This is a genomic window from Acinetobacter sp. 24-47-64, assembly GCF_057737055.1.
On record NZ_CM173215.1, the window covers coordinates 675042 to 694868 of the forward strand.

Sequence of the window (19827 nt, forward strand, 5' to 3'; positions counted from 1 at the left end):
AAATCCTGTAGAATGCACATCCATCGGCGGTGATGCTGATTAAAACTTGTTGAAAAACAAGGATTTAGCCTAATAGGTTGGATCTAAGTTTTGGGAATAAGTTAGAAAATAAATTAACATTGCTAGTTGACTTTCTGAAAAGAAAGGGTAATATAGCCGACCTAGCTTGATGCTGACGAAGCATTAAGAAGATCATTAAGAGATTATGAAGAACAACTTGTGTGGATTTTTACTGGTTGATTGATCGATATATATTATCATTAATAATTGGTAGAAATTTCTCGAAGTTTATTTGAGCAAATTTTTTGTCAGTAATTGATGAGCCAAGATTGGTACCCTTTAGGTACTATTGATTTTAAACTGAAGAGTTTGATCATGGCTCAGATTGAACGCTGGCGGCAGGCTTAACACATGCAAGTCGAGCGGGGGAAGGTAGCTTGCTACTGGACCTAGCGGCGGACGGGTGAGTAATGCTTAGGAATCTGCCTATTAGTGGGGGACAACATCTCGAAAGGGATGCTAATACCGCATACGTCCTACGGGAGAAAGCAGGGGACCTTCGGGCCTTGCGCTAATAGATGAGCCTAAGTCGGATTAGCTAGTTGGTGGGGTAAAGGCCTACCAAGGCGACGATCTGTAGCGGGTCTGAGAGGATGATCCGCCACACTGGGACTGAGACACGGCCCAGACTCCTACGGGAGGCAGCAGTGGGGAATATTGGACAATGGGCGGAAGCCTGATCCAGCCATGCCGCGTGTGTGAAGAAGGCCTTTTGGTTGTAAAGCACTTTAAGCGAGGAGGAGGCTACTAAGATTAATACTCTTGGATAGTGGACGTTACTCGCAGAATAAGCACCGGCTAACTCTGTGCCAGCAGCCGCGGTAATACAGAGGGTGCGAGCGTTAATCGGATTTACTGGGCGTAAAGCGTGCGTAGGCGGCTTTTTAAGTCGGATGTGAAATCCCCGAGCTTAACTTGGGAATTGCATTCGATACTGGGAAGCTAGAGTATGGGAGAGGATGGTAGAATTCCAGGTGTAGCGGTGAAATGCGTAGAGATCTGGAGGAATACCGATGGCGAAGGCAGCCATCTGGCCTAATACTGACGCTGAGGTACGAAAGCATGGGGAGCAAACAGGATTAGATACCCTGGTAGTCCATGCCGTAAACGATGTCTACTAGCCGTTGGGGCCTTTGAGGCTTTAGTGGCGCAGCTAACGCGATAAGTAGACCGCCTGGGGAGTACGGTCGCAAGACTAAAACTCAAATGAATTGACGGGGGCCCGCACAAGCGGTGGAGCATGTGGTTTAATTCGATGCAACGCGAAGAACCTTACCTGGTCTTGACATAGTAAGAACTTTCCAGAGATGGATTGGTGCCTTCGGGAACTTACATACAGGTGCTGCATGGCTGTCGTCAGCTCGTGTCGTGAGATGTTGGGTTAAGTCCCGCAACGAGCGCAACCCTTTTCCTTATTTGCCAGCGGGTTAAGCCGGGAACTTTAAGGATACTGCCAGTGACAAACTGGAGGAAGGCGGGGACGACGTCAAGTCATCATGGCCCTTACGACCAGGGCTACACACGTGCTACAATGGTCGGTACAAAGGGTTGCTACCTAGCGATAGGATGCTAATCTCAAAAAGCCGATCGTAGTCCGGATTGGAGTCTGCAACTCGACTCCATGAAGTCGGAATCGCTAGTAATCGCGGATCAGAATGCCGCGGTGAATACGTTCCCGGGCCTTGTACACACCGCCCGTCACACCATGGGAGTTTGTTGCACCAGAAGTAGGTAGTCTAACCGCAAGGAGGACGCTTACCACGGTGTGGCCGATGACTGGGGTGAAGTCGTAACAAGGTAGCCGTAGGGGAACCTGCGGCTGGATCACCTCCTTAACGAAAGATTGACGATTGGTAAGAATCCACAACAAGTTGTTCTTCATGACGATGTATCTGAGGGTCTGTAGCTCAGTTGGTTAGAGCACACGCTTGATAAGCGTGGGGTCACAAGTTCAAGTCTTGTCAGACCCACCATGACATACTCATACGATACATTGATCTAAATGATAAGCTGGGGACTTAGCTTAGTTGGTAGAGCGCCTGCTTTGCACGCAGGAGGTCAGGAGTTCGACTCTCCTAGTCTCCACCACGTATTCATTCGAATACGTAGTAAGCAAACGAGTTGATAGCTTATAGAGCTTAGTAATAAAGCTGTGTATACTGCACGCCTTGATTATTAAGCTCTGTGATTTATCACAGTTGACTGCGATCTGACGAAGACGTAGTGAATCATTAACAGCATATATTTGAGTTGAAATAATTTGTTCATACTCATAGAAAGAGCGGAAACGAGATAACGTAAGTTATTAAGTTGAAGTGATTGAAATGAGAACTAGCGAAATTAACTGAATCAAGCGTTTTGGTATATGAATTTGAATTGAAGCTGTACAGTGTTTAGATACACAGTACTTCAAACTGTAATGTTGAACGATCTACTTGTAGGGTCGAACGACTGTTTGGGGTTGTATAGTCAAGTAATTAAGTGCATGTGGTGGATGCCTTGGCAGTCAGAGGCGATGAAAGACGTGATAGCCTGCGAAAAGCTCCGGGGAGGCGGCAAATATCCTGTGATCCGGAGATTTCTGAATGGGGGAACCCACCTATCATAAGATAGGTATTGCAACATGAATACATAGTGTTGCAAGGCAAACGCGGGGAAGTGAAACATCTCAGTACCCGTAGGAAAAGAAATCAATTGAGATTCCCTCAGTAGCGGCGAGCGAAAGGGGAAAAGCCCATTAAGTTATGTAAGCTTTAGTGGAATGCTCTGGGAAGTGCAACCATAGTAGGTGATAGTCCTGTACACGAAAGGGCTTACATGATGATGTCGAGTAGGGCGGGGCACGTGAAACCTTGTCTGAATATGGGGGGACCATCCTCCAAGGCTAAATACTCCTGACTGACCGATAGTGAACCAGTACCGTGAGGGAAAGGCGAAAAGAACCCCTGTGAGGGGAGTGAAATAGATCCTGAAACCGCATGCATACAAGCAGTGGGAGCCACTTCGTGTGGTGACTGCGTACCTTTTGTATAATGGGTCAGCGACTTACATTCAGTAGCAAGGTTAACCGAATAGGGGAGCCGTAGAGAAATCGAGTCTTAATAGGGCGTTTAGTTGCTGGGTGTAGACCCGAAACCAGGCGATCTATCCATGAGCAGGTTGAAGGTGAGGTAACACTTACTGGAGGACCGAACCCACTGTCGTTGAAAAGCCAGGGGATGACTTGTGGATAGGGGTGAAAGGCTAATCAAGCCTGGTGATAGCTGGTTCTCCCCGAAAGCTATTTAGGTAGCGCCTCGGACGAATACCATTGGGGGTAGAGCACTGTTTCGGCTAGGGGGTCATCCCGACTTACCAAACCGATGCAAACTCCGAATACCAATGAGTACTATCCGGGAGACAGACTGCGGGTGCTAACGTCCGTAGTCAAGAGGAAAACAATCCAGACCGCCAGCTAAGGTCCCTAAATCATAGTTAAGTGGGAAACGATGTGGGAAGGCATAGACAGCTAGGAGGTTGGCTTAGAAGCAGCCACCCTTTAAAGAAAGCGTAATAGCTCACTAGTCGAGTCGGCCTGCGCGGAAGATGTAACGGGGCTAAAACTATGTACCGAAGCTGCGGATTTGCAATTTATTGCAAGTGGTAGGGGAGCGTTCTGTAAGCCGATGAAGGTGGATTGAGAAGTCTGCTGGAGGTATCAGAAGTGCGAATGCTGACGTGAGTAACGATAAAACGGGTGAAAAACCCGTTCGCTGAAAGACCAAGGGTTCCAGTCCAACGTTAATCGGGGCTGGGTGAGTCGACCCCTAAGGCGAGGCCGAGAGGCGTAGTCGATGGGAAATTGGTTAATATTCCAATACTTCTGTGTAATGCGATGAGAGGACGGAGAAGGTTAAGTCAGCCTGGCGTTGGTTGTCCAGGTGGAAGATTGTAGGCATGTATCTTAGGCAAATCCGGGGTACTCTATGCTGAGAATCGATAGCAAGCTAGTTTACTAGCGAAGTGGCTGATACCATACTTCCAGGAAAAGTCTCTAAGCTTCAGTTACACAGGAATCGTACCCGAAACCGACACAGGTGGTCAGGTCGAGTAGACCAAAGCGCTTGAGAGAACTCTGCTGAAGGAACTAGGCAAAATGGTACCGTAACTTCGGGAGAAGGTACGCTGCCGGCGGTGATAGGACTTGCTCCTTGAGCTACTGGCAGCCTCAGAAACCAGGCCGCTGCAACTGTTTATTAAAAACATAGCACTCTGCAAACACGAAAGTGGACGTATAGGGTGTGATGCCTGCCCGGTGCTGGAAGGTTAATTGATGGGGTTAGCGTAAGCGAAGCTCTTGATCGAAGCCCCAGTAAACGGCGGCCGTAACTATAACGGTCCTAAGGTAGCGAAATTCCTTGTCGGGTAAGTTCCGACCTGCACGAATGGCATAATGATGGCGGCGCTGTCTCCAGCAGAGGCTCAGTGAAATCGAATTCGCCGTGAAGATGCGGTGTACCCGCGGCTAGACGGAAAGACCCCGTGAACCTTTACTGCAGCTTGACATTGAACTTTGATCTTACTTGTGTAGGATAGGTGGGAGGCTTTGAAGTAGAAACGCCAGTTTCTATGGAGCCGTCCTTGAAATACCACCCTGGTAATATTGAGGTTCTAACTCTGCTCCATTATCTGGAGCGAGGACCATGTCTGGTGGGTAGTTTGACTGGGGCGGTCTCCTCCTAAAGAGTAACGGAGGAGTACGAAGGTGCGCTCAGCGTGGTCGGAAATCACGCGTAGAGTATAAAGGCAAAAGCGCGCTTAACTGCGAGACCCACAAGTCGAGCAGGTACGAAAGTAGGTCTTAGTGATCCGGTGGTTCTGTATGGAAGGGCCATCGCTCAACGGATAAAAGGTACTCTGGGGATAACAGGCTGATACCGCCCAAGAGTTCATATCGACGGCGGTGTTTGGCACCTCGATGTCGGCTCATCTCATCCTGGGGCTGAAGCAGGTCCCAAGGGTATGGCTGTTCGCCATTTAAAGAGGTACGCGAGCTGGGTTTAGAACGTCGTGAGACAGTTCGGTCCCTATCTACCGTGGGCGTTGGAAATTTGAGAGGATCTGCTCCTAGTACGAGAGGACCAGAGTGGACGAACCTCTGGTGTACCGGTTGTGACGCCAGTCGCATCGCCGGGTAGCTATGTTCGGAAGGGATAACCGCTGAAAGCATCTAAGCGGGAAGCCTACCTCAAGATTAGATTTCCCAAGGACTTTATGTCCTCTAAAGAGCCGTTGAAGACTACAACGTTGATAGGTTGGATGTGGAAGTACGGTGACGTATGAAGCTGACCAATACTAATTACTCGTGAGGCTTGACTATACAACACCCAAACAGTTGGTGTTGTGGTTCAAATCATGACAAATAACTTGATTTAGTTAGATAAAACGCTAAACTGCACAAATTAAAGCAACTCAAATAGCTGTTAATAACTTCTTTGACCAAGCAAAGGCACGCAAACAATACATGCGAATAAGACCCAAGCAAAGTCACAACAGTTGTGCTGGCGACAATAGCAAGAGTGAACCACCTGATCCCTTCCCGAACTCAGAAGTGAAACCTCTTAGCGCTGATGGTAGTGTGGGGTTACCCATGTGAGAGTAAGTCATCGCCAGCTCATTATTCTAAACACCCCCTTCAATACAAGGGGGTGTTTTTTTATATATAAAAATTGAATTTCAAAATAATTTGAGTAGATATAGCGAAATTTTTGGATTCATTCTGATGTTTAGTGTACTGCTGAAATTTTATCTAAAAAATATTTTGTCCTTTCATGTCGCTCTAGTGGCTTATTAAAGAAGTCATCAGTCGGGCAATCCTCTAGAATTTTGCCTTGATCCATAAATATCACTCGATCTGAAACTTTTTTTGCAAATCCCATTTCATGGGTAACACACATCATCGTCATGCCTTCTTTTGCAAGTTGGCTCATGACTTCAAGCACTTCACCCACCATTTCAGGATCTAATGCGGAAGTGGGTTCATCAAAAAGCATACAGACTGGGTCCATACAAAGACCACGTGCAATCGCGACACGTTGTTGTTGACCACCTGATAATTGTCCTGGAAATTTATCTTTGTGTGCTGTTAAACCGACTCGATCCAAATATTGTAAGGCCTTTATTTTAGCTTCTTCAGTTGAGCGATTAAGTACTTTGATTTGTCCTATTGTTAGGTTATCTAACACAGTTATATGAGGAAAAAGTTCAAAATGTTGAAATACCATACCTACTCTAGATCTGAATTTTGCTAGATTCGTTTTAGAGTCTTTTAAAGCGGTACCATCAACGATAATATTTCCTTGTTGAAAAGGTTCTAAAGCATTTACTGTCTTAATAAGTGTAGATTTACCTGAGCCAGATGGACCGCATACAACGACAACTTCACCTTTGTTGATAGTGGTTGAGCATTCGCTAAGTACCTGAAAATCTCCATACCATTTGGATACATCTTGAATTTCAATCATTGGCATTTTGATTCTCCTTATCGAATAATGGCTATTTTTTGATGTAAGCGTTTAACTAGTCGTGAAAGTGCAAATGAAATGACAAAATAGACGACAGCAACAACTAGATAGAAAACGGCTTTGGTTTCCGAACCATAGGTATTAGCTAAAGTATTTGCATTGCCTAAGAAATCTGGTGCACTGATGACATAAACCAAAGACACATCTTGAAAAAGAACAATGGATTGCGTCAATATCACGGGTAACATATTTCTAAAAGCTTGGGGTAAAACTACGTATGACATCGTCTGGCGATAATTAAACCCCAAGGCGTAACCTGCATTCACTTGTCCTTTAGAAACTGATTGAATGCCAGAACGGACAATTTCTGAAAAAAAGGCAGCCTCAAAAATGGCGAAGGTTACTACACTTGAAAATAAAGGTCCCCAATAGGTGTGATATTGGAAATCGAAAAACTTAGGAAGTAAAAAGTAAAAGATAAAAATAACTTGAATGAGGGGAACACCTCGAAAAAAGTCGACATAAAATTTTGCAAATCCACTGGCAATTTTATTATTTGATAGACGCATCATCGCGATTGGTGTACCAAGAAGAATCCCACCAATAATCGAAAGAATGGTTACTGTAACTGTAAATTTAAAACCAGCGATCAAACTTGCAACGACATCGGGATGAGTTAGAACACTAAAGTCCATTTTATTTACCTCCCGAACCTAGACCTGGTACAGCCATCCGTTTCTCAATCCATGCCATCAGGTATTTAATTGAATAAGTGATGATGAGATAAACAGGTGTTGAAAGAATTAAAATGACCACGTCTTGAGAGGTTTCTTCTCGCATTGTTTTGGTATATGCAAAAAAATTCAAAACACTTAAGGCAAAAAGTACGGCTGAATTTTTAAATACATTCATTGCTTCTGATGTCAGTGTTGGCCAAACGATTCGATAAGCCACTGGCAGAATGACATAACGATAACTTTGGTTTAAATTTAAACCAATCGCATAAGCTGCATTTTTTTGACCTTGTGAAACAGTATTAATACCTGCTCGAACCTGCTCAGCAATCCTTGCAGCGGTATATAGACCCAGTGCAAATACACCAATAATTGCTGGATTATTATTTAAAATATTTTGCCACCATCCGCCAGGAACCATTTCACCACTTCCAGTACTCATACTTAATGGCAGGAGTTGAGGAAAAACGAATGCCCAGAAAAATAATTGAACGATTAAGGGTATATTTCTGAATAACTCTACATAACAAGTCCCAATGAATGAAAGTAACTTATTGGGTAATGTACGCATAATGCCAATAAGTGAACCAAGTAAAAATGCGATGAAAAAGGCAATGACAGCAGTCCAGATCATGGTCCAAATACCTGATCCAAGTATTTGTAACCAGGTCGGTGCATCAGCAACAGCTGAATAACTTGAACCTCCAATCGCACTACAGATAGATTCAGCCCAATCTTTTTTATCAACGCCATATTCGTTGGATGCCAAGCAAAATGACGTCCAATTTAAAGAACCAACAGCCATTGAAATTTCCTGCAATGGTTACGAGAAAAAAGGGCTTAAGTGTTTTTATTTAAGCCCTCATAATTTTTGTTATTTAATCCCTGCATCATTCGGAGATGCTTTTAATTTTTTAAATGAGCTACTCATAGGCATGTTTAGATTGATATTGCGTGGTGGAATAGGTGATAAGAACCATTTTTTATAAAGGGTATCCATTTGACCATTTTTCCACATTCCAGTTACCACACGATCTGCAATCGCTTTAAACTTGGCATCCCCTTTAGGCAGCATAATTCCGTAAGGTTCTGACGAAAGGACTGGACCTACAATTTTAAAATCTTGAGGTTTTGATGATTTGGCAATGAGCCCTGCAAGAATATTGTCATCCATAACAAATGCAGCTGCACGTCCCGAAGCGACCATTGCAAAAGAATCAGCATGATCTTTACCATAGACATTGGTAACTTTTATTTTTTCTCCTCGTGCACCCATTTTAATATATTTATCCGAGGTTGTTCCTTGCGTTGTGGCAACGGCTTTACCATTTAAATCACCTAAATCTTTGAAAGGCGCTGAAGCTTTGACTGCCATACGTACTTCAGTGGCAAAGTAATTTGTAGAGAAGTTGACTTGCTGTTGTCGCTGGACAGAGTTGGTTGTCGTCCCGCATTCCACATCAATGTTTCCAGCGAGCATTTCAGGAATTCGCGTGGAAGAAGTAACCGCTTTATATTCAACTTTTAAGTTGGGGAGTTTTAAGTCTTTTTTTAATTCGTTAGCTACGTTATTACAGATATCGATGGCATATCCCATAGGTTTACCACCCACGATATATGAGATTGGATCAGAAGATTCACGATACCCGATGATCACTTTTCCATTTTTTTTGATTTTCGCAATGGTGTCAGTGGCATTGGCTTGACTCATTGTTCCGCCAGCGATGATGAAGCCTAACGCGCTGAGAAGGACTTTACCAGATAGACTTTTCATCAAGAAATCTCCATGTCTTGTAGTGCATCGTTCTTATAATTTTGACAGTTCTCAAATTTGGTTGAAATCTATTCAAAATAAACTATTAATTATTTTTATACTTTCTATGAGAATAAGTAAAGAATAAAAAATACTCGAAATTCAAATGAATTTAGATTTTTTGATCAACGCGAAATAAATCATGAGCTTATAAAACCTTGATTATGAGTAAGTGGTTTATTTTTAATCAACCATAACTGCAGATAACGCTAAAAAATTATTTTTTTAATTTAAGCTTGAGTGCTCATATTTTTTGAATATTAATTAAAAAAAAGTGATTGAATTATAATGTATTTTATCTCTATTTTTTATTAACAATTAAGACTAATTGATTAACCTAACACTTGAAACTTATGTTATAAGAGTTGTAGGCATGATTATTGCATGAATAATAACGATGTTAGGGGGTAATGATTTATGAAATTAGCGTTAGGACTAAAAGTATCCAATTCTTTGTCTTTGACACCCCAGCTCCAACAAGCGATCCGACTTTTACAATTATCCAGCTTAGAGTTGGAGCAAGAAGTTCAATTGCAGTTGGATAGTAACCCCTTACTTGAAAAGGTGGATGATGATTCTCCAATGCAAAGTTTGGAGGACTTGAATCAGGAAAATTCTGCTAGTGATCTTACTCGAGAATTAAATGCAGATCATTTGCCAAATGATTTACCTGTAGATACGGAATGGGATGATGTATATACCCATCAATCATCATCAATGGAATTACCAGAATATGAAGAACGTGAGGATAATCGATCAATTCAAAATACACTGAAAGATCATATTTTACAGCAAGTTAATCTTCTAAATTTCTCCCAAACTGATCTTTTGATCGCTTATTGCATCGTAGATGGTTTGGATGAAAAAGGCTTTTTAGATGAGAGCGTTGAAGAAATTCACCACGCAGTGCTGACTTTACTCGCACAGATGGATATTGAAGAAGATGTTGAGATTGATGAAATTTTAGTGGTGTTGAAACATATTCAAAGACTAGAGCCGATTGGCGTTGGTTCACGCAATCTTGTGGAATGCTTATATGTTCAGCTTCAAGTTTTGCCTAATACCTTACCATGCCGTAATGACGCGTTATTGTTATTGCAGCATTATGAATTATTGATTGCCAATGACCTAAATAAATTACTGAAGCAAACAGGTTTTAAACTTGAACAGCTAAAAGCAGCGATACAACTTTTAAAATCATTACAACCCTATCCAGGGTTAATGTTTGAAAATAAAGAATCTGAATACCAGGTGCCTGATGTTGTGGTGGCAAAGAAAAATGACAGTTGGCATGTGCACTTAAATCCAGATATTTTGCCAAAATTACGTATCAACCCTTATTACGCAAATATGATTCGTCGAGCTGATCAAAGTGCAGATAATCAATACTTACGCAATCAAATGCTTGATGCTAAAAATTTTATTAAAAGTGTAGATGAGCGCCATAAAACGCTTTTAAAAGTAGCGACATGTATTGTTCAGCATCAACGAGATTTTTTAGAGTTGGGTGCTGAAGGAATGAAACCTTTGGTGTTGAGAGATGTGGCGGAGGAGGTTGAGTTACATGAATCAACAGTATCTCGTGTAACGACCAATAAATATTTGCTTACGCCGAGAGGGTTGTTTGAACTTAAATATTTTTTCTCAAGCCATGTTGGAACAACGTCAGGTGGTGAAGCGTCTTCAACTGCGATCCGAGCAAAAATTAAAAAGTTGATTGCTGAAGAGAACCCAAGAAAACCATTATCTGATAATAGTTTAGCTAAGTTGTTAAATGAGGATGGTATCGATGTTGCACGTCGTACAGTCGCAAAATATCGCGAATCGTTACATATTCCTGCATCATCCGATCGAAAAGTCTTGATCTGAAATTTGAAGTGTGATTATTCTAGAGGTTCATTATGACGAAATAATGAATCTCTTTTTTTTAGTTACACGAGGTTTAGCCAGCATGATTTCATGACTTAAATTTGCAGAATAATTCTATGTTGAATGTTCTGTCATGCAATCACATGGCTTAACTCAATCAAATCCTTTAGAAGGAGAGGGATAGGATTATGCAAATAACAATTCGTGGACATCATTTAAGTATTACTCCTGCAATAGAAGAGAATATTCGTTGTAAATTCGCCGAAATGACTAAGCACCTTGATCAGGTCAATAGTATGCAGGTGAAACTCACAAAGGATCACCAAGTCGATAAGCGTTCGAAAAAAGGAAGTTCGAATCATATCGCTGAAGCAATCGTGCGTTTACCAGGCGTCGAACTTTTTGCTCAGGCATCTGGCGATGATATGTATGCATCAATTAAAAAATTGACTGAGAAAATAAAAAGACAGTTAATGCGATATCGTAAAATGCAAATGGCTTTTCAGCCGCTGCCTATATGACGGTATGTAGCTGAAAATAAAAAAAGAGGTATATTGCCTCTTTTTTTTATAGATAAATTGTATAGCAGATGAATTCATTGAATGAGTTATAGTAAAATAATCCGTTTTTACACAATCGATCGTCCCATGAGAGGTCTTTGCAATGAATAGTGAACAGCTCACTGAAATCTTAAAAGCTGCTTTCCCTTCTGCTGATGTTGCTGTAAGTGGACAAAGTGGGAAATTTGACCTCCGTATTGTAGATGATCTGTTTGAAGGTAAAAGAACAGTTGCTCGTCAACAAGCAGTTTATGCTCCTCTTAACGAATATATTAAAAGTGGTGCAGTTCACGCTGTAACCATACGCGCAATGACAAAAGAAGAATGGCGCAAAGCTAGTCTTTTCGGAGCTTAAGGAATAAATGGATAAATTTCTAATCACTGGTGGTAAAAGACTAGAAGGCGAAGTTCGCATCTCTGGTGCAAAAAATGCTGCATTGCCACTTTTAGCAGCAATGATTCTTGCTGAAACACCAATTACGCTCAGAAATGTACCCAAGCTTAAAGATGTTCATACGCTTGTAAAATTAATTGCAGGTCTTGGGATTACCATGAAGTATGAAGGTGACACTGTTGTCGCTGATACTTCAACCCTTGATAATCAATTTGCACCATATGAACTCGTAAAGACTATGCGAGCTTCTATTTTGGTGCTTGGCCCATTGCTGGCGCGCTACGGTAGTGCAAAAGTATCTTTACCTGGTGGTTGTGCTATTGGCTCACGTCCTGTTGACCAGCATTTAAAAGCATTAGAAGCTTTAGGTGCGGAAATTGAAGTCGAAGCAGGCTATGTCAATGCAAAAGTTGATGGTCGCTTAAAAGGCGGTGAAGTTGTTTTCGATATGGTTACTGTGGGTGGGACAGAAAACATCCTCATGGCTGCTGTTTTAGCAGAAGGTGTTACTACCATCCGTAATGCGGCTCGTGAACCTGAAATCACTGATCTTGCACAAATGCTCATTAAGATGGGTGCGAAGATTGAAGGTTTAGATACGGATACATTAATCGTCACTGGCGTAGAAAGTTTGCATGGTTGTGAATATTCAGTTGTTGCTGACCGTATTGAAACAGGATCTTATTTAGCGGCTGCTGCTATTACGGGCGGACGAGTTAAAACGACACATACAGATCCATTGCTGATGGAATCAGTGTTGGATAAATTTGAAGAAATGGGTGCAGAAGTTACGCGCGGTGATGATTGGATCGAACTCGATATGATGGGTAAGCGTCCTAAGGCCGTTAGTTTCCGTACATTGCCTCATCCAGATTTTCCAACAGATATGCAAGCACAATTGATGGCGGTCAATGCAATCGGTCGTGGGTTTGCAACAATTTCAGAAACGATTTTTGAAAACCGTTTTATGCATGTACCTGAATTGTCACGTATGGGCGCTAATATTCAGGTTGAAGGTAATGATGCAGTTGTAACAGGAGTTGAAAAACTTTCAGCTGCACCTGTTATGGCAACAGATTTGCGTGCTTCATTTTCTTTAGTTTTGGCTGCTTTAGCTGCTGAAGGAGAGACTTTAATTGACCGTATTTATCACATTGATCGCGGTTATGAAGATGTTGAAGCAAAATTACAAGGTTTAGGTGCCCAAATTAAGCGAGTGAGCGAGTAAGTTAATGAGCGATATGAGAAACGATGATCCTAATTTTGACGTAATGGGCAATTTTGATCATGGTTTAACCTTAGCATTAAGTAAAGGTCGTATTTTAAAAGAGACATTGCCATTGCTAGAAACAGCAGGGATTAATCTTTTAGAAGACCCAGATAAATCGCGTAAATTAATTTTTCCTACGACGCATAAACATGTTCGAATTTTAATTTTACGTGCATCTGATGTACCAACGTATGTAGAAAATGGTGCGGCTGATATTGGTGTTGCAGGTAAAGATGTACTGATGGAACATGGTGCACAAAATGTCTATGAACCATTAGATCTTAAAATTGCAAACTGTAAGTTAATGACAGCGGGCAAAGTGGGTATGGAGCGTCCGAAAGGTCGTTTGAAGATCGCGACCAAGTACGTGAATTTGACGCGTCAATACTATGCGAGCTTAGGTGAGCAAGTTGATGTGATTAAACTTTACGGTTCGATGGAGCTTGCACCATTGGTTGGTTTGGGTGATTACATCGTCGACGTCGTGGACACAGGTAATACACTTCGCGCGAATGGCTTAGAGCCTCTTGAAGAAATCTGCAAAGTGTCTTCTCGTTTAATCGTGAACAAAGCGAGCTTTAAGCGTAAGCAAGCCTTACTTAATCCGATTCTTGCACAGCTTGAAAAAGCGGTGGATGAACGTGAAGCAGCTAAAAAAGCATAATTTAATTTATGTTTGATAGACCGTCCGAAAGGGCGGTTTTTTTATTCTGCTAGAATATATTTTCTAACTTGACGTTTATAGATCTTATTATTTTTCATAAATAAATTTCTATAAGAATCAAGGATATCTAATATTTCACCTGCTGATAAATTGTGATTTAAGCAGTTAAATATTGTTCTTTCAAGTTGGTTTAAGAAAAAGGAATAATCATTTCTTATTTTAAAGAAATTAGGATCATCATTTAATTCATAGAGTATCATTGATTTGGAAAGTATTTTCGATGAGTTAGTGGATAAGTCTCTTAAAAAATGTGAAATATCTTAGTTATATATTTCCTGAATTTTTAAATCAGGATTAATAGTTCTAAAAAAGGATGAGATATCTGTAAATATTCTAATATCATCATTAATTGCAATGAGTAATTCTTTAGCTTCATCTGCAAGAATTAGTGAGTTATGCTGCAGTTTCCAATTTAAGAATCCGATAATTGCAACTATTGGCGTCAGTATATAAGCGGTTACAGTTACTATATCCACGATTCCAGTTTTAGTAACGGCACACATCAATGATTGACCTTGACAGTAATAAAAGTATTGAAAGAATCCACAAATAGCTAAAACAACGACATAAACACCTAAATAGTATCCAACATATTTTTCTATTTCTTTCATCTAAAATTCCCTCGAATAAAAACGAATAATTTTAAGAATATAGCTGAAAAGAAAATTCAATTTAATCAAAAGTTATTTTCAATGATCTCTATACGAGTTGGTTGAATGAAGATGCCCACAAATCAACAGAAAACAGGTAAACTAAAGCTTCCCTTTAATTTCATTGTGGATAAATTGATGCGACGTTTATCGACTCAAGATCAAAACTTCAAGCAAGACTTTGCTGACTTGCTCGCTTTTGAAACCGTGAGTGACCCAGAACTTTTAAAAACAGTAGACCAAATCATTGCCGATGTTCGTCAACATGGTGATGCTCATGTTCTTAAACTTACTCAGCAGTTCGATCGACATCCAGCGCATCAATTTTCAGATTTAGAACTGACACAAGAGCAACTTAAAGCTGCATTTGATCATTTAACGATTGAAGTTCGAGAAGCTTTAGAGTTAGCTGCAAATCGTGTCCGTGAATTCCATCAGGCACAAAAACAAGATGGTTGGACCTATGTTGATGCTTTGGGTAACACCTTAGGTCAAAAAGTGACGCCGCTTGACCGTGTTGGAATTTATGTGCCAGGTGGTTTGGCTTCATACCCATCATCAGTACTCATGAATGCTGTTCCTGCTCACGTCGCAGGAGTACCTGAAATTATTATGGTTGTGCCTGCACCAAATGGTGATTTAAATCCATTGGTGTTGGCAGCTGCGTATTTGGCAGGTGTCACTCGTGTATTTACGATTGGTGGTGCACAAGCGGTTGCAGCATTGGCCTATGGTACTGAAACCATTCCAGCAGTAGACAAAATCACTGGACCTGGCAATCGTTTTGTTGCAGCAGCAAAACGCGCCGTATTTGGTCAGGTAGGTATTGATATGATTGCAGGTCCTTCAGAAATTTTAGTGTATGCTGAAGGGGACAATAATGCAGAATGGCTTGCAATGGATCTTCTGTCTCAAGCGGAGCATGATACTGTTGCTCAAGCTGTATTTATTACGCCAGACGAGCAACTGCTTCATGATGTCGCGATTGCAATTGAAGAGCACTTAAAAGCACTTCCTAAAGCAGAAATCGCACGAACTTCTATTGCTAATCGTGGTGCGCTCGTTTTAGTTAAAGACCGTGCCGAAGGTGCAGAATTGATCAACCAAGTTGCCCCTGAACACTTGATGCTATGTTTAGATGAAGCACAAGAAATGGCTGAAGGTATTCGCCATGCAGGTGCTATCTTCATGGGGCGTTATACGCCTGAAGCAATTGGTGATTACTGTGCAGGTCCGAACCATGTATTGCCAACCTCGGGTACGGCACGTTTTTCATCACCACTCGGAGTGTATGATTTCCAAAAGCGTTCAAGCTTAATCATGTGTTCAGAGGATGGCGTGAAAACCTTAGCGAAAACAGCAGATATTCTTGCACAGCAAGAAAACTTAGATGCTCACGCTCGTTCAGCACGATATCGTTATCAGTAATTTAAGCGATAAATTTAGAATGAATATTCCTCTCTAAATCTGTTTTTAAGCATTGCTTGAAATCGAAATGCAAGTGAGGTTAGGTGAAGGTAATTAAAAAATCTCTCCCTAACCTCCTTAGTCAGTGAGGGGAATTTAGAGAATTTAAAAATGAATATTACAGTAGAGCAAATGCGTTTTTGGAGTCCCGAAGTACGTGAACTAGAGCCTTATGTGCCTGGTGAACAACCCAAGATCCAAAATCTTTTAAAATTGAATACCAACGAGAACCCGTATCCACCATCTCCAAAAGTTGTAGAAGCGGTACAACAAGTTTTAGCAAATGGCGCGGATGTTTTACGTTTGTATCCTGACCCTGACGCATCGGAATTAAAGCAAGCAATTGCGAAACAGCAACATGTTCCAGTGGGACACGTGTTTGTTGGTAATGGTTCTGATGAGGTTTTAGCTCATATTTTTAAGGCATTTTTTGTTCAAGATTTGCCAATTCTTTATCCAGATATTACCTACAGTTTCTATCCTGTTTATAGCCAATTTTTTGGTGTGAAAACTCAAATTTTGCCTTTAAACGAAAAATTTGAAATTGTTGTGGATGACTATAAGCAACCAAATGGCGGCATCATTATCACCAATCCAAATGCCCCTACCAGTATTGCACTTGGTTTGTCTGCAATTGAGGAAGTACTTCAATCGAACCCAAATTCAGTGGTTGTGATTGATGAAGCATATGTAGACTTTGGTGCTGAATCTGCAGTGGCTCTCGTAGAAAAATATGACAACTTGGTGGTCTGTCAAACAACTTCGAAATCACGTTCGCTTGCGGGATTACGGGTCGGGTTTGCGATTGCACAGCCGCATTTAATTGCAGCGTTAGAAGCGGTAAAAAATAGCTTCAATTCATATCCAATGGACCGTTTTGCGATTGCCGCTGCAGTGGCGTCTTTCGAGGATCAAGCCTATTTCGAAGCGCAAAATGCCAAAGTGATTGCTAGTCGTATAAAGTTAGTTGAGCAACTGAAATCCTTAGGGTTTGATGTGTTGCCTTCTGCCGCAAATTTTATATTTGCAACACTGCCTAGCAAAGATGCAGGTCAGCTTGCAAATGAATTGCGAGAGCGTGGCATTATCGTGAGATATTTTAATAAACCACGTATTAATCAGTATTTGCGTATCACCATTGGTACAGATGAGCAAAATCAACGTTTAGTAGACACCTTGAAGAATGACATTTTAAAAGTGTGAGTGCTGCAAATTTTTGTTGTTGAAAAAGCGACCAGATAGGTCGCTTTTTTATGATTCGTACCATTGATTCATCAGTTTTAGCATGGCTTCAACCTTATCAAAGCATTCTTGATATTCTGCATCGCAATCTGAACTGATTGTGACACCACCACCAGCCCAAATAGACACATCTTGCTGATATTTTTGAATTGTTCGGATCAAAATATTCCAAGAACCAGTACCATCAAAATTGAAATAACCAATAGAGCCACAGTATGCACCGCGTGGGGACTCTTCAAGTTCTTCAATAATTTCCATCGCTCGAATTTTGGGTGCCCCCGTTATTGAACCGCCGGGGAGCGCTGCGTGTAAAACATCTAATTGATGAACATCGGATTTTAACGTCGCTTCAATTTCACTGACCATGTGGTGGACTTGATTAAAGCTTTCAATGTTAAATAATTTTGGTGTCTTGACAGTGCCAGTTTCTGCATAAATGCTTAAATCATTTCTGAGAAGGTCAACAATCATTAGATTTTCGGCTTTATCTTTCTCAGAGTTGATGAGTGTTTGTTTTGATTCTTGGTCTTTTTGAGGATCTTTAAAGCGTGGCATGGTGCCTTTGATCGGTTTAGTGATCATTTTTTTATTGGGTCTAAACTCGATAAATAACTCAGGTGAACAGCTCAAAAGTTCAAGGTTATCAATTTTAAGATAAGCAGCATAAGGAGCATTTGTGAGTGCCCAAAAAGGTTTAACTATACTCAGTAGCTCACCTTCAGCTTGTGCTACAAATTCTTGAGTTAGGTTAATTTGGTAACAATCCCCAGCAACAATGTAATCTTGTACTCGTTGAAATGCAGTTCGATATTGTTGTTTAGTCCAACGTGCTTGCATGGGTGAACTGAGTTGAAATGATGATGGACTAGATTGCTGAAAACAGTCTAATAATCGTGTATAAAGGCACTCGGCATTATGTTCAGTGCTATAGAAAACCCAATCATTATTTTCATAAATCAAATAGCTTTCATACAAGCCAAAAAACAATTGTGGTTGTTTTTTTACCTTGGTGTTGATTTGAAAATTTGCTGCAAAATTATAATCATAGTAACCAATGTAACCGCCTCTGAAATAATGGCTTGCAGAATCTGGAAGTGAATTTTCGCTACATTGAACAAAATCTTTGAGTGAAGAAAATTGGCTTTCATACTGATAATTAAAATCAGAGCAACGCACAAATTGACTGAATCCGCCGTTTATATAAACGCAATATTTTTTTGGCAAAAATCCGATAATCGGTAAATCCTGATTTTCAAGATATACCAATCCTGTCAATGAACCAATTTTTTGCAAAAAATCAGCTTTACTTAGTCCTGAAATTTTTAAGTTTTGTTTAAAAAATGAAGCACTTACCATTTGTGACTTGTTACACTCTTTTTAGAAAATTTGCATCACCCATTTAATACTAGTTCACACTTATGCCATTTATCGGGAATAGGTCGAATTTTCTTAACAGATATTGATCATAAGATAACATAAGGTTAACTTAATACTGCAAAGCGAACTGCTCAAGGATGAAGTTTCAGTCGTTAAATTATAAAAACTTCAGAAACACGGAGAGCAGTCAAAAAAATGAAAAAAATGCTCTTGGGAGAGTACATAATGAAATTATTCACAAAATTGGCTTTAGTTTCTTCAATGGCGGTGAGCGTGAATGCTATGGCGATGCAGGCAATGGATGATGCATCACTCAGCGCAACGACTGGTCAAGATGGTATTACTATTGCCATTGATACAACTGCTGGTATCGAAATCGATAAGTTATATATTCATGATAATGATGGTTTTACAAATAGCGCTTTGACATTCGGTGATACGACCATTAATACAGCTGGCACTGCTGATCCAACAATTGGTGCTGGTGCAATCACGGTTAACGGTTTAACGATTTCAAAGGGTACTGGAAATACTCAAAACTTAGCAACGTTGAAAGTTGATGCCGCAGATGTTGGTGGTCAAGCGGTACTTAATGTTCTTGCTGAAACTGGTGCTTTAGACATCAATGTTGGTTCTATTGGGGTTGCAAGCTCTGGCACTTACAGTTCTGATGACAATGTTCGTGGTGTTGTTGAAGGTTCTGAAAAACAAATTATTACAGGTTTAACATTATCATTGGGTGCAACCAAAGCAAACGTTCAATTAGGTAATGCACCTCAAGGCGCTATGATTGTCGTTGATTCTGAAATCACTGGTGGTTTATCTACAAGCTTAACTATTAATGATACATCTACATCGGGTGGTGGTAGCATTGGAATCGAGGGCTTGAAAGTTACAAGTTCAGGCAGTAAAAACCTGAATGCTGATGCCAAAATTGGTGTAACAAAAGATGGATTATATATCAGCCCAGCTCAATCACCATTGAATGCTTACATCCAAAAAGTTTCTTTAGGTGAAGCTAATAAGAGTATCGGTTCAATCGAAGTTCAAGGTTTGAATTTGGGTAGCACTTCAATCAAAATTTCTGGTCACTAAGTTTTTATACAAAAAACGCGTGTTGATCACGCGTTTTTTAAATTTTGCGAATTTGAAATTAAAAAGTAA

At 40.7% G+C, this 19827-nt stretch carries 14 protein-coding genes, 2 tRNA genes and 3 rRNA genes; 13 read left to right on the plus strand and 6 right to left on the minus strand.

What is annotated here, in order from left to right:
- The first annotated feature begins 357 nt into the window (after positions 1–357).
- The 5 genes from AC1M85_RS03275 to rrf all read left to right on the plus strand — a co-directional run bounded on the left by AC1M85_RS03275 (position 358) and on the right by rrf (position 5714).
- Positions 358–1895 (plus strand): 16S ribosomal RNA (locus tag AC1M85_RS03275).
- Positions 1896–1956: 61 nt separating this feature from the next.
- A tRNA-Ile gene (locus tag AC1M85_RS03280) sits at positions 1957–2033 on the plus strand.
- A 39-nt stretch (positions 2034–2072) separates the two neighbouring features.
- A tRNA-Ala gene (locus tag AC1M85_RS03285) sits at positions 2073–2148 on the plus strand.
- 379 nt (positions 2149–2527) lie between these two features.
- A 23S ribosomal RNA gene (locus AC1M85_RS03290) occupies positions 2528–5419 on the plus strand.
- Positions 5420–5599: 180 nt separating this feature from the next.
- Positions 5600–5714 (plus strand): 5S ribosomal RNA (gene rrf / locus AC1M85_RS03295).
- Together the 16S, 23S and 5S rRNA genes with 2 tRNA genes alongside form the textbook arrangement of a ribosomal RNA operon.
- A 111-nt stretch (positions 5715–5825) precedes the next feature.
- Here rrf and AC1M85_RS03300 read toward each other — a convergent pair.
- The 4 genes from AC1M85_RS03300 to AC1M85_RS03315 all read right to left on the minus strand — a co-directional run bounded on the left by AC1M85_RS03300 (position 5826) and on the right by AC1M85_RS03315 (position 9071).
- A complete protein-coding gene (locus AC1M85_RS03300) occupies positions 5826–6569 on the minus strand; it encodes an amino acid ABC transporter ATP-binding protein (protein WP_488213548.1) in 744 nt (247 codons plus the stop codon).
- An 11-nt stretch (positions 6570–6580) separates the two neighbouring features.
- Entirely contained in the window at positions 6581–7258 is a 678-nt protein-coding gene (locus AC1M85_RS03305) for an amino acid ABC transporter permease (protein ID WP_180028741.1), read from the minus strand.
- Between the two features lies 1 nt (position 7259).
- Positions 7260–8102, minus strand: coding sequence for an amino acid ABC transporter permease (locus AC1M85_RS03310; protein WP_035270829.1), 843 nt, complete (start codon positions 8100–8102; stop codon positions 7260–7262).
- A 69-nt stretch (positions 8103–8171) separates the two neighbouring features.
- Complete coding sequence (locus AC1M85_RS03315; RefSeq protein WP_488213549.1) at positions 8172–9071, minus strand: amino acid ABC transporter substrate-binding protein; 900 nt, start codon at positions 9069–9071, stop codon at positions 8172–8174.
- Between the two features lie 456 nt (positions 9072–9527).
- Between AC1M85_RS03315 and AC1M85_RS03320 the strand changes: the two genes are divergently transcribed.
- The 5 genes from AC1M85_RS03320 (at position 9528) to hisG (ending at position 13867) form a co-directional block, all read left to right on the plus strand.
- Positions 9528–10979 (plus strand): RNA polymerase factor sigma-54, encoded by a 1452-nt coding sequence (locus tag AC1M85_RS03320; RefSeq protein WP_180028738.1) that lies wholly within the window; start codon positions 9528–9530, stop codon positions 10977–10979.
- A 188-nt stretch (positions 10980–11167) separates the two neighbouring features.
- Positions 11168–11500: a ribosome hibernation-promoting factor, HPF/YfiA family gene (hpf, locus tag AC1M85_RS03325; RefSeq protein WP_035268921.1), complete on the plus strand. Its 333-nt coding sequence runs from the start codon at positions 11168–11170 to the stop codon at positions 11498–11500.
- Positions 11501–11642: 142 nt separating this feature from the next.
- On the plus strand, positions 11643–11894 hold the full coding sequence (ibaG, locus tag AC1M85_RS03330; protein WP_035268923.1) for a BolA family iron metabolism protein IbaG: 252 nt from the start codon (positions 11643–11645) through the stop codon (positions 11892–11894).
- Between the two features lie 7 nt (positions 11895–11901).
- Positions 11902–13161, plus strand: coding sequence for a UDP-N-acetylglucosamine 1-carboxyvinyltransferase (gene murA, locus AC1M85_RS03335; protein ID WP_180000148.1), 1260 nt, complete (start codon positions 11902–11904; stop codon positions 13159–13161).
- 4 nt (positions 13162–13165) lie between these two features.
- Entirely contained in the window at positions 13166–13867 is a 702-nt protein-coding gene (gene hisG, locus AC1M85_RS03340) for an ATP phosphoribosyltransferase (protein ID WP_035268927.1), read from the plus strand.
- A gap of 320 nt (positions 13868–14187) precedes the next feature.
- Here hisG and AC1M85_RS03345 read toward each other — a convergent pair whose 3' ends face one another.
- A complete protein-coding gene (locus AC1M85_RS03345; RefSeq protein ID WP_092768580.1) occupies positions 14188–14538 on the minus strand; it encodes a hypothetical protein in 351 nt (116 codons plus the stop codon).
- A 165-nt stretch (positions 14539–14703) separates the two neighbouring features.
- Between AC1M85_RS03345 and hisD the strand changes: the two genes are divergently transcribed.
- Positions 14704–16005, plus strand: coding sequence for a histidinol dehydrogenase (hisD, locus tag AC1M85_RS03350; protein ID WP_488213845.1), 1302 nt, complete (start codon positions 14704–14706; stop codon positions 16003–16005).
- Between the two features lie 150 nt (positions 16006–16155).
- A complete protein-coding gene (hisC, locus tag AC1M85_RS03355; RefSeq protein WP_035268929.1) occupies positions 16156–17247 on the plus strand; it encodes a histidinol-phosphate transaminase in 1092 nt (363 codons plus the stop codon).
- Between the two features lie 48 nt (positions 17248–17295).
- On the opposite strand, the gene pabB is transcribed toward hisC, so the two are convergent.
- On the minus strand, positions 17296–18642 hold the full coding sequence (gene pabB, locus AC1M85_RS03360; protein WP_488213550.1) for an aminodeoxychorismate synthase component I: 1347 nt from the start codon (positions 18640–18642) through the stop codon (positions 17296–17298).
- 246 nt (positions 18643–18888) lie between these two features.
- Here pabB and filA point away from each other — a divergent pair, with 246 nt between their 5' ends.
- Entirely contained in the window at positions 18889–19758 is an 870-nt protein-coding gene (gene filA / locus AC1M85_RS03365) for a putative pilus system protein FilA (RefSeq protein ID WP_092768589.1), read from the plus strand.
- Positions 19759–19827: the final 69 nt, after the last annotated feature.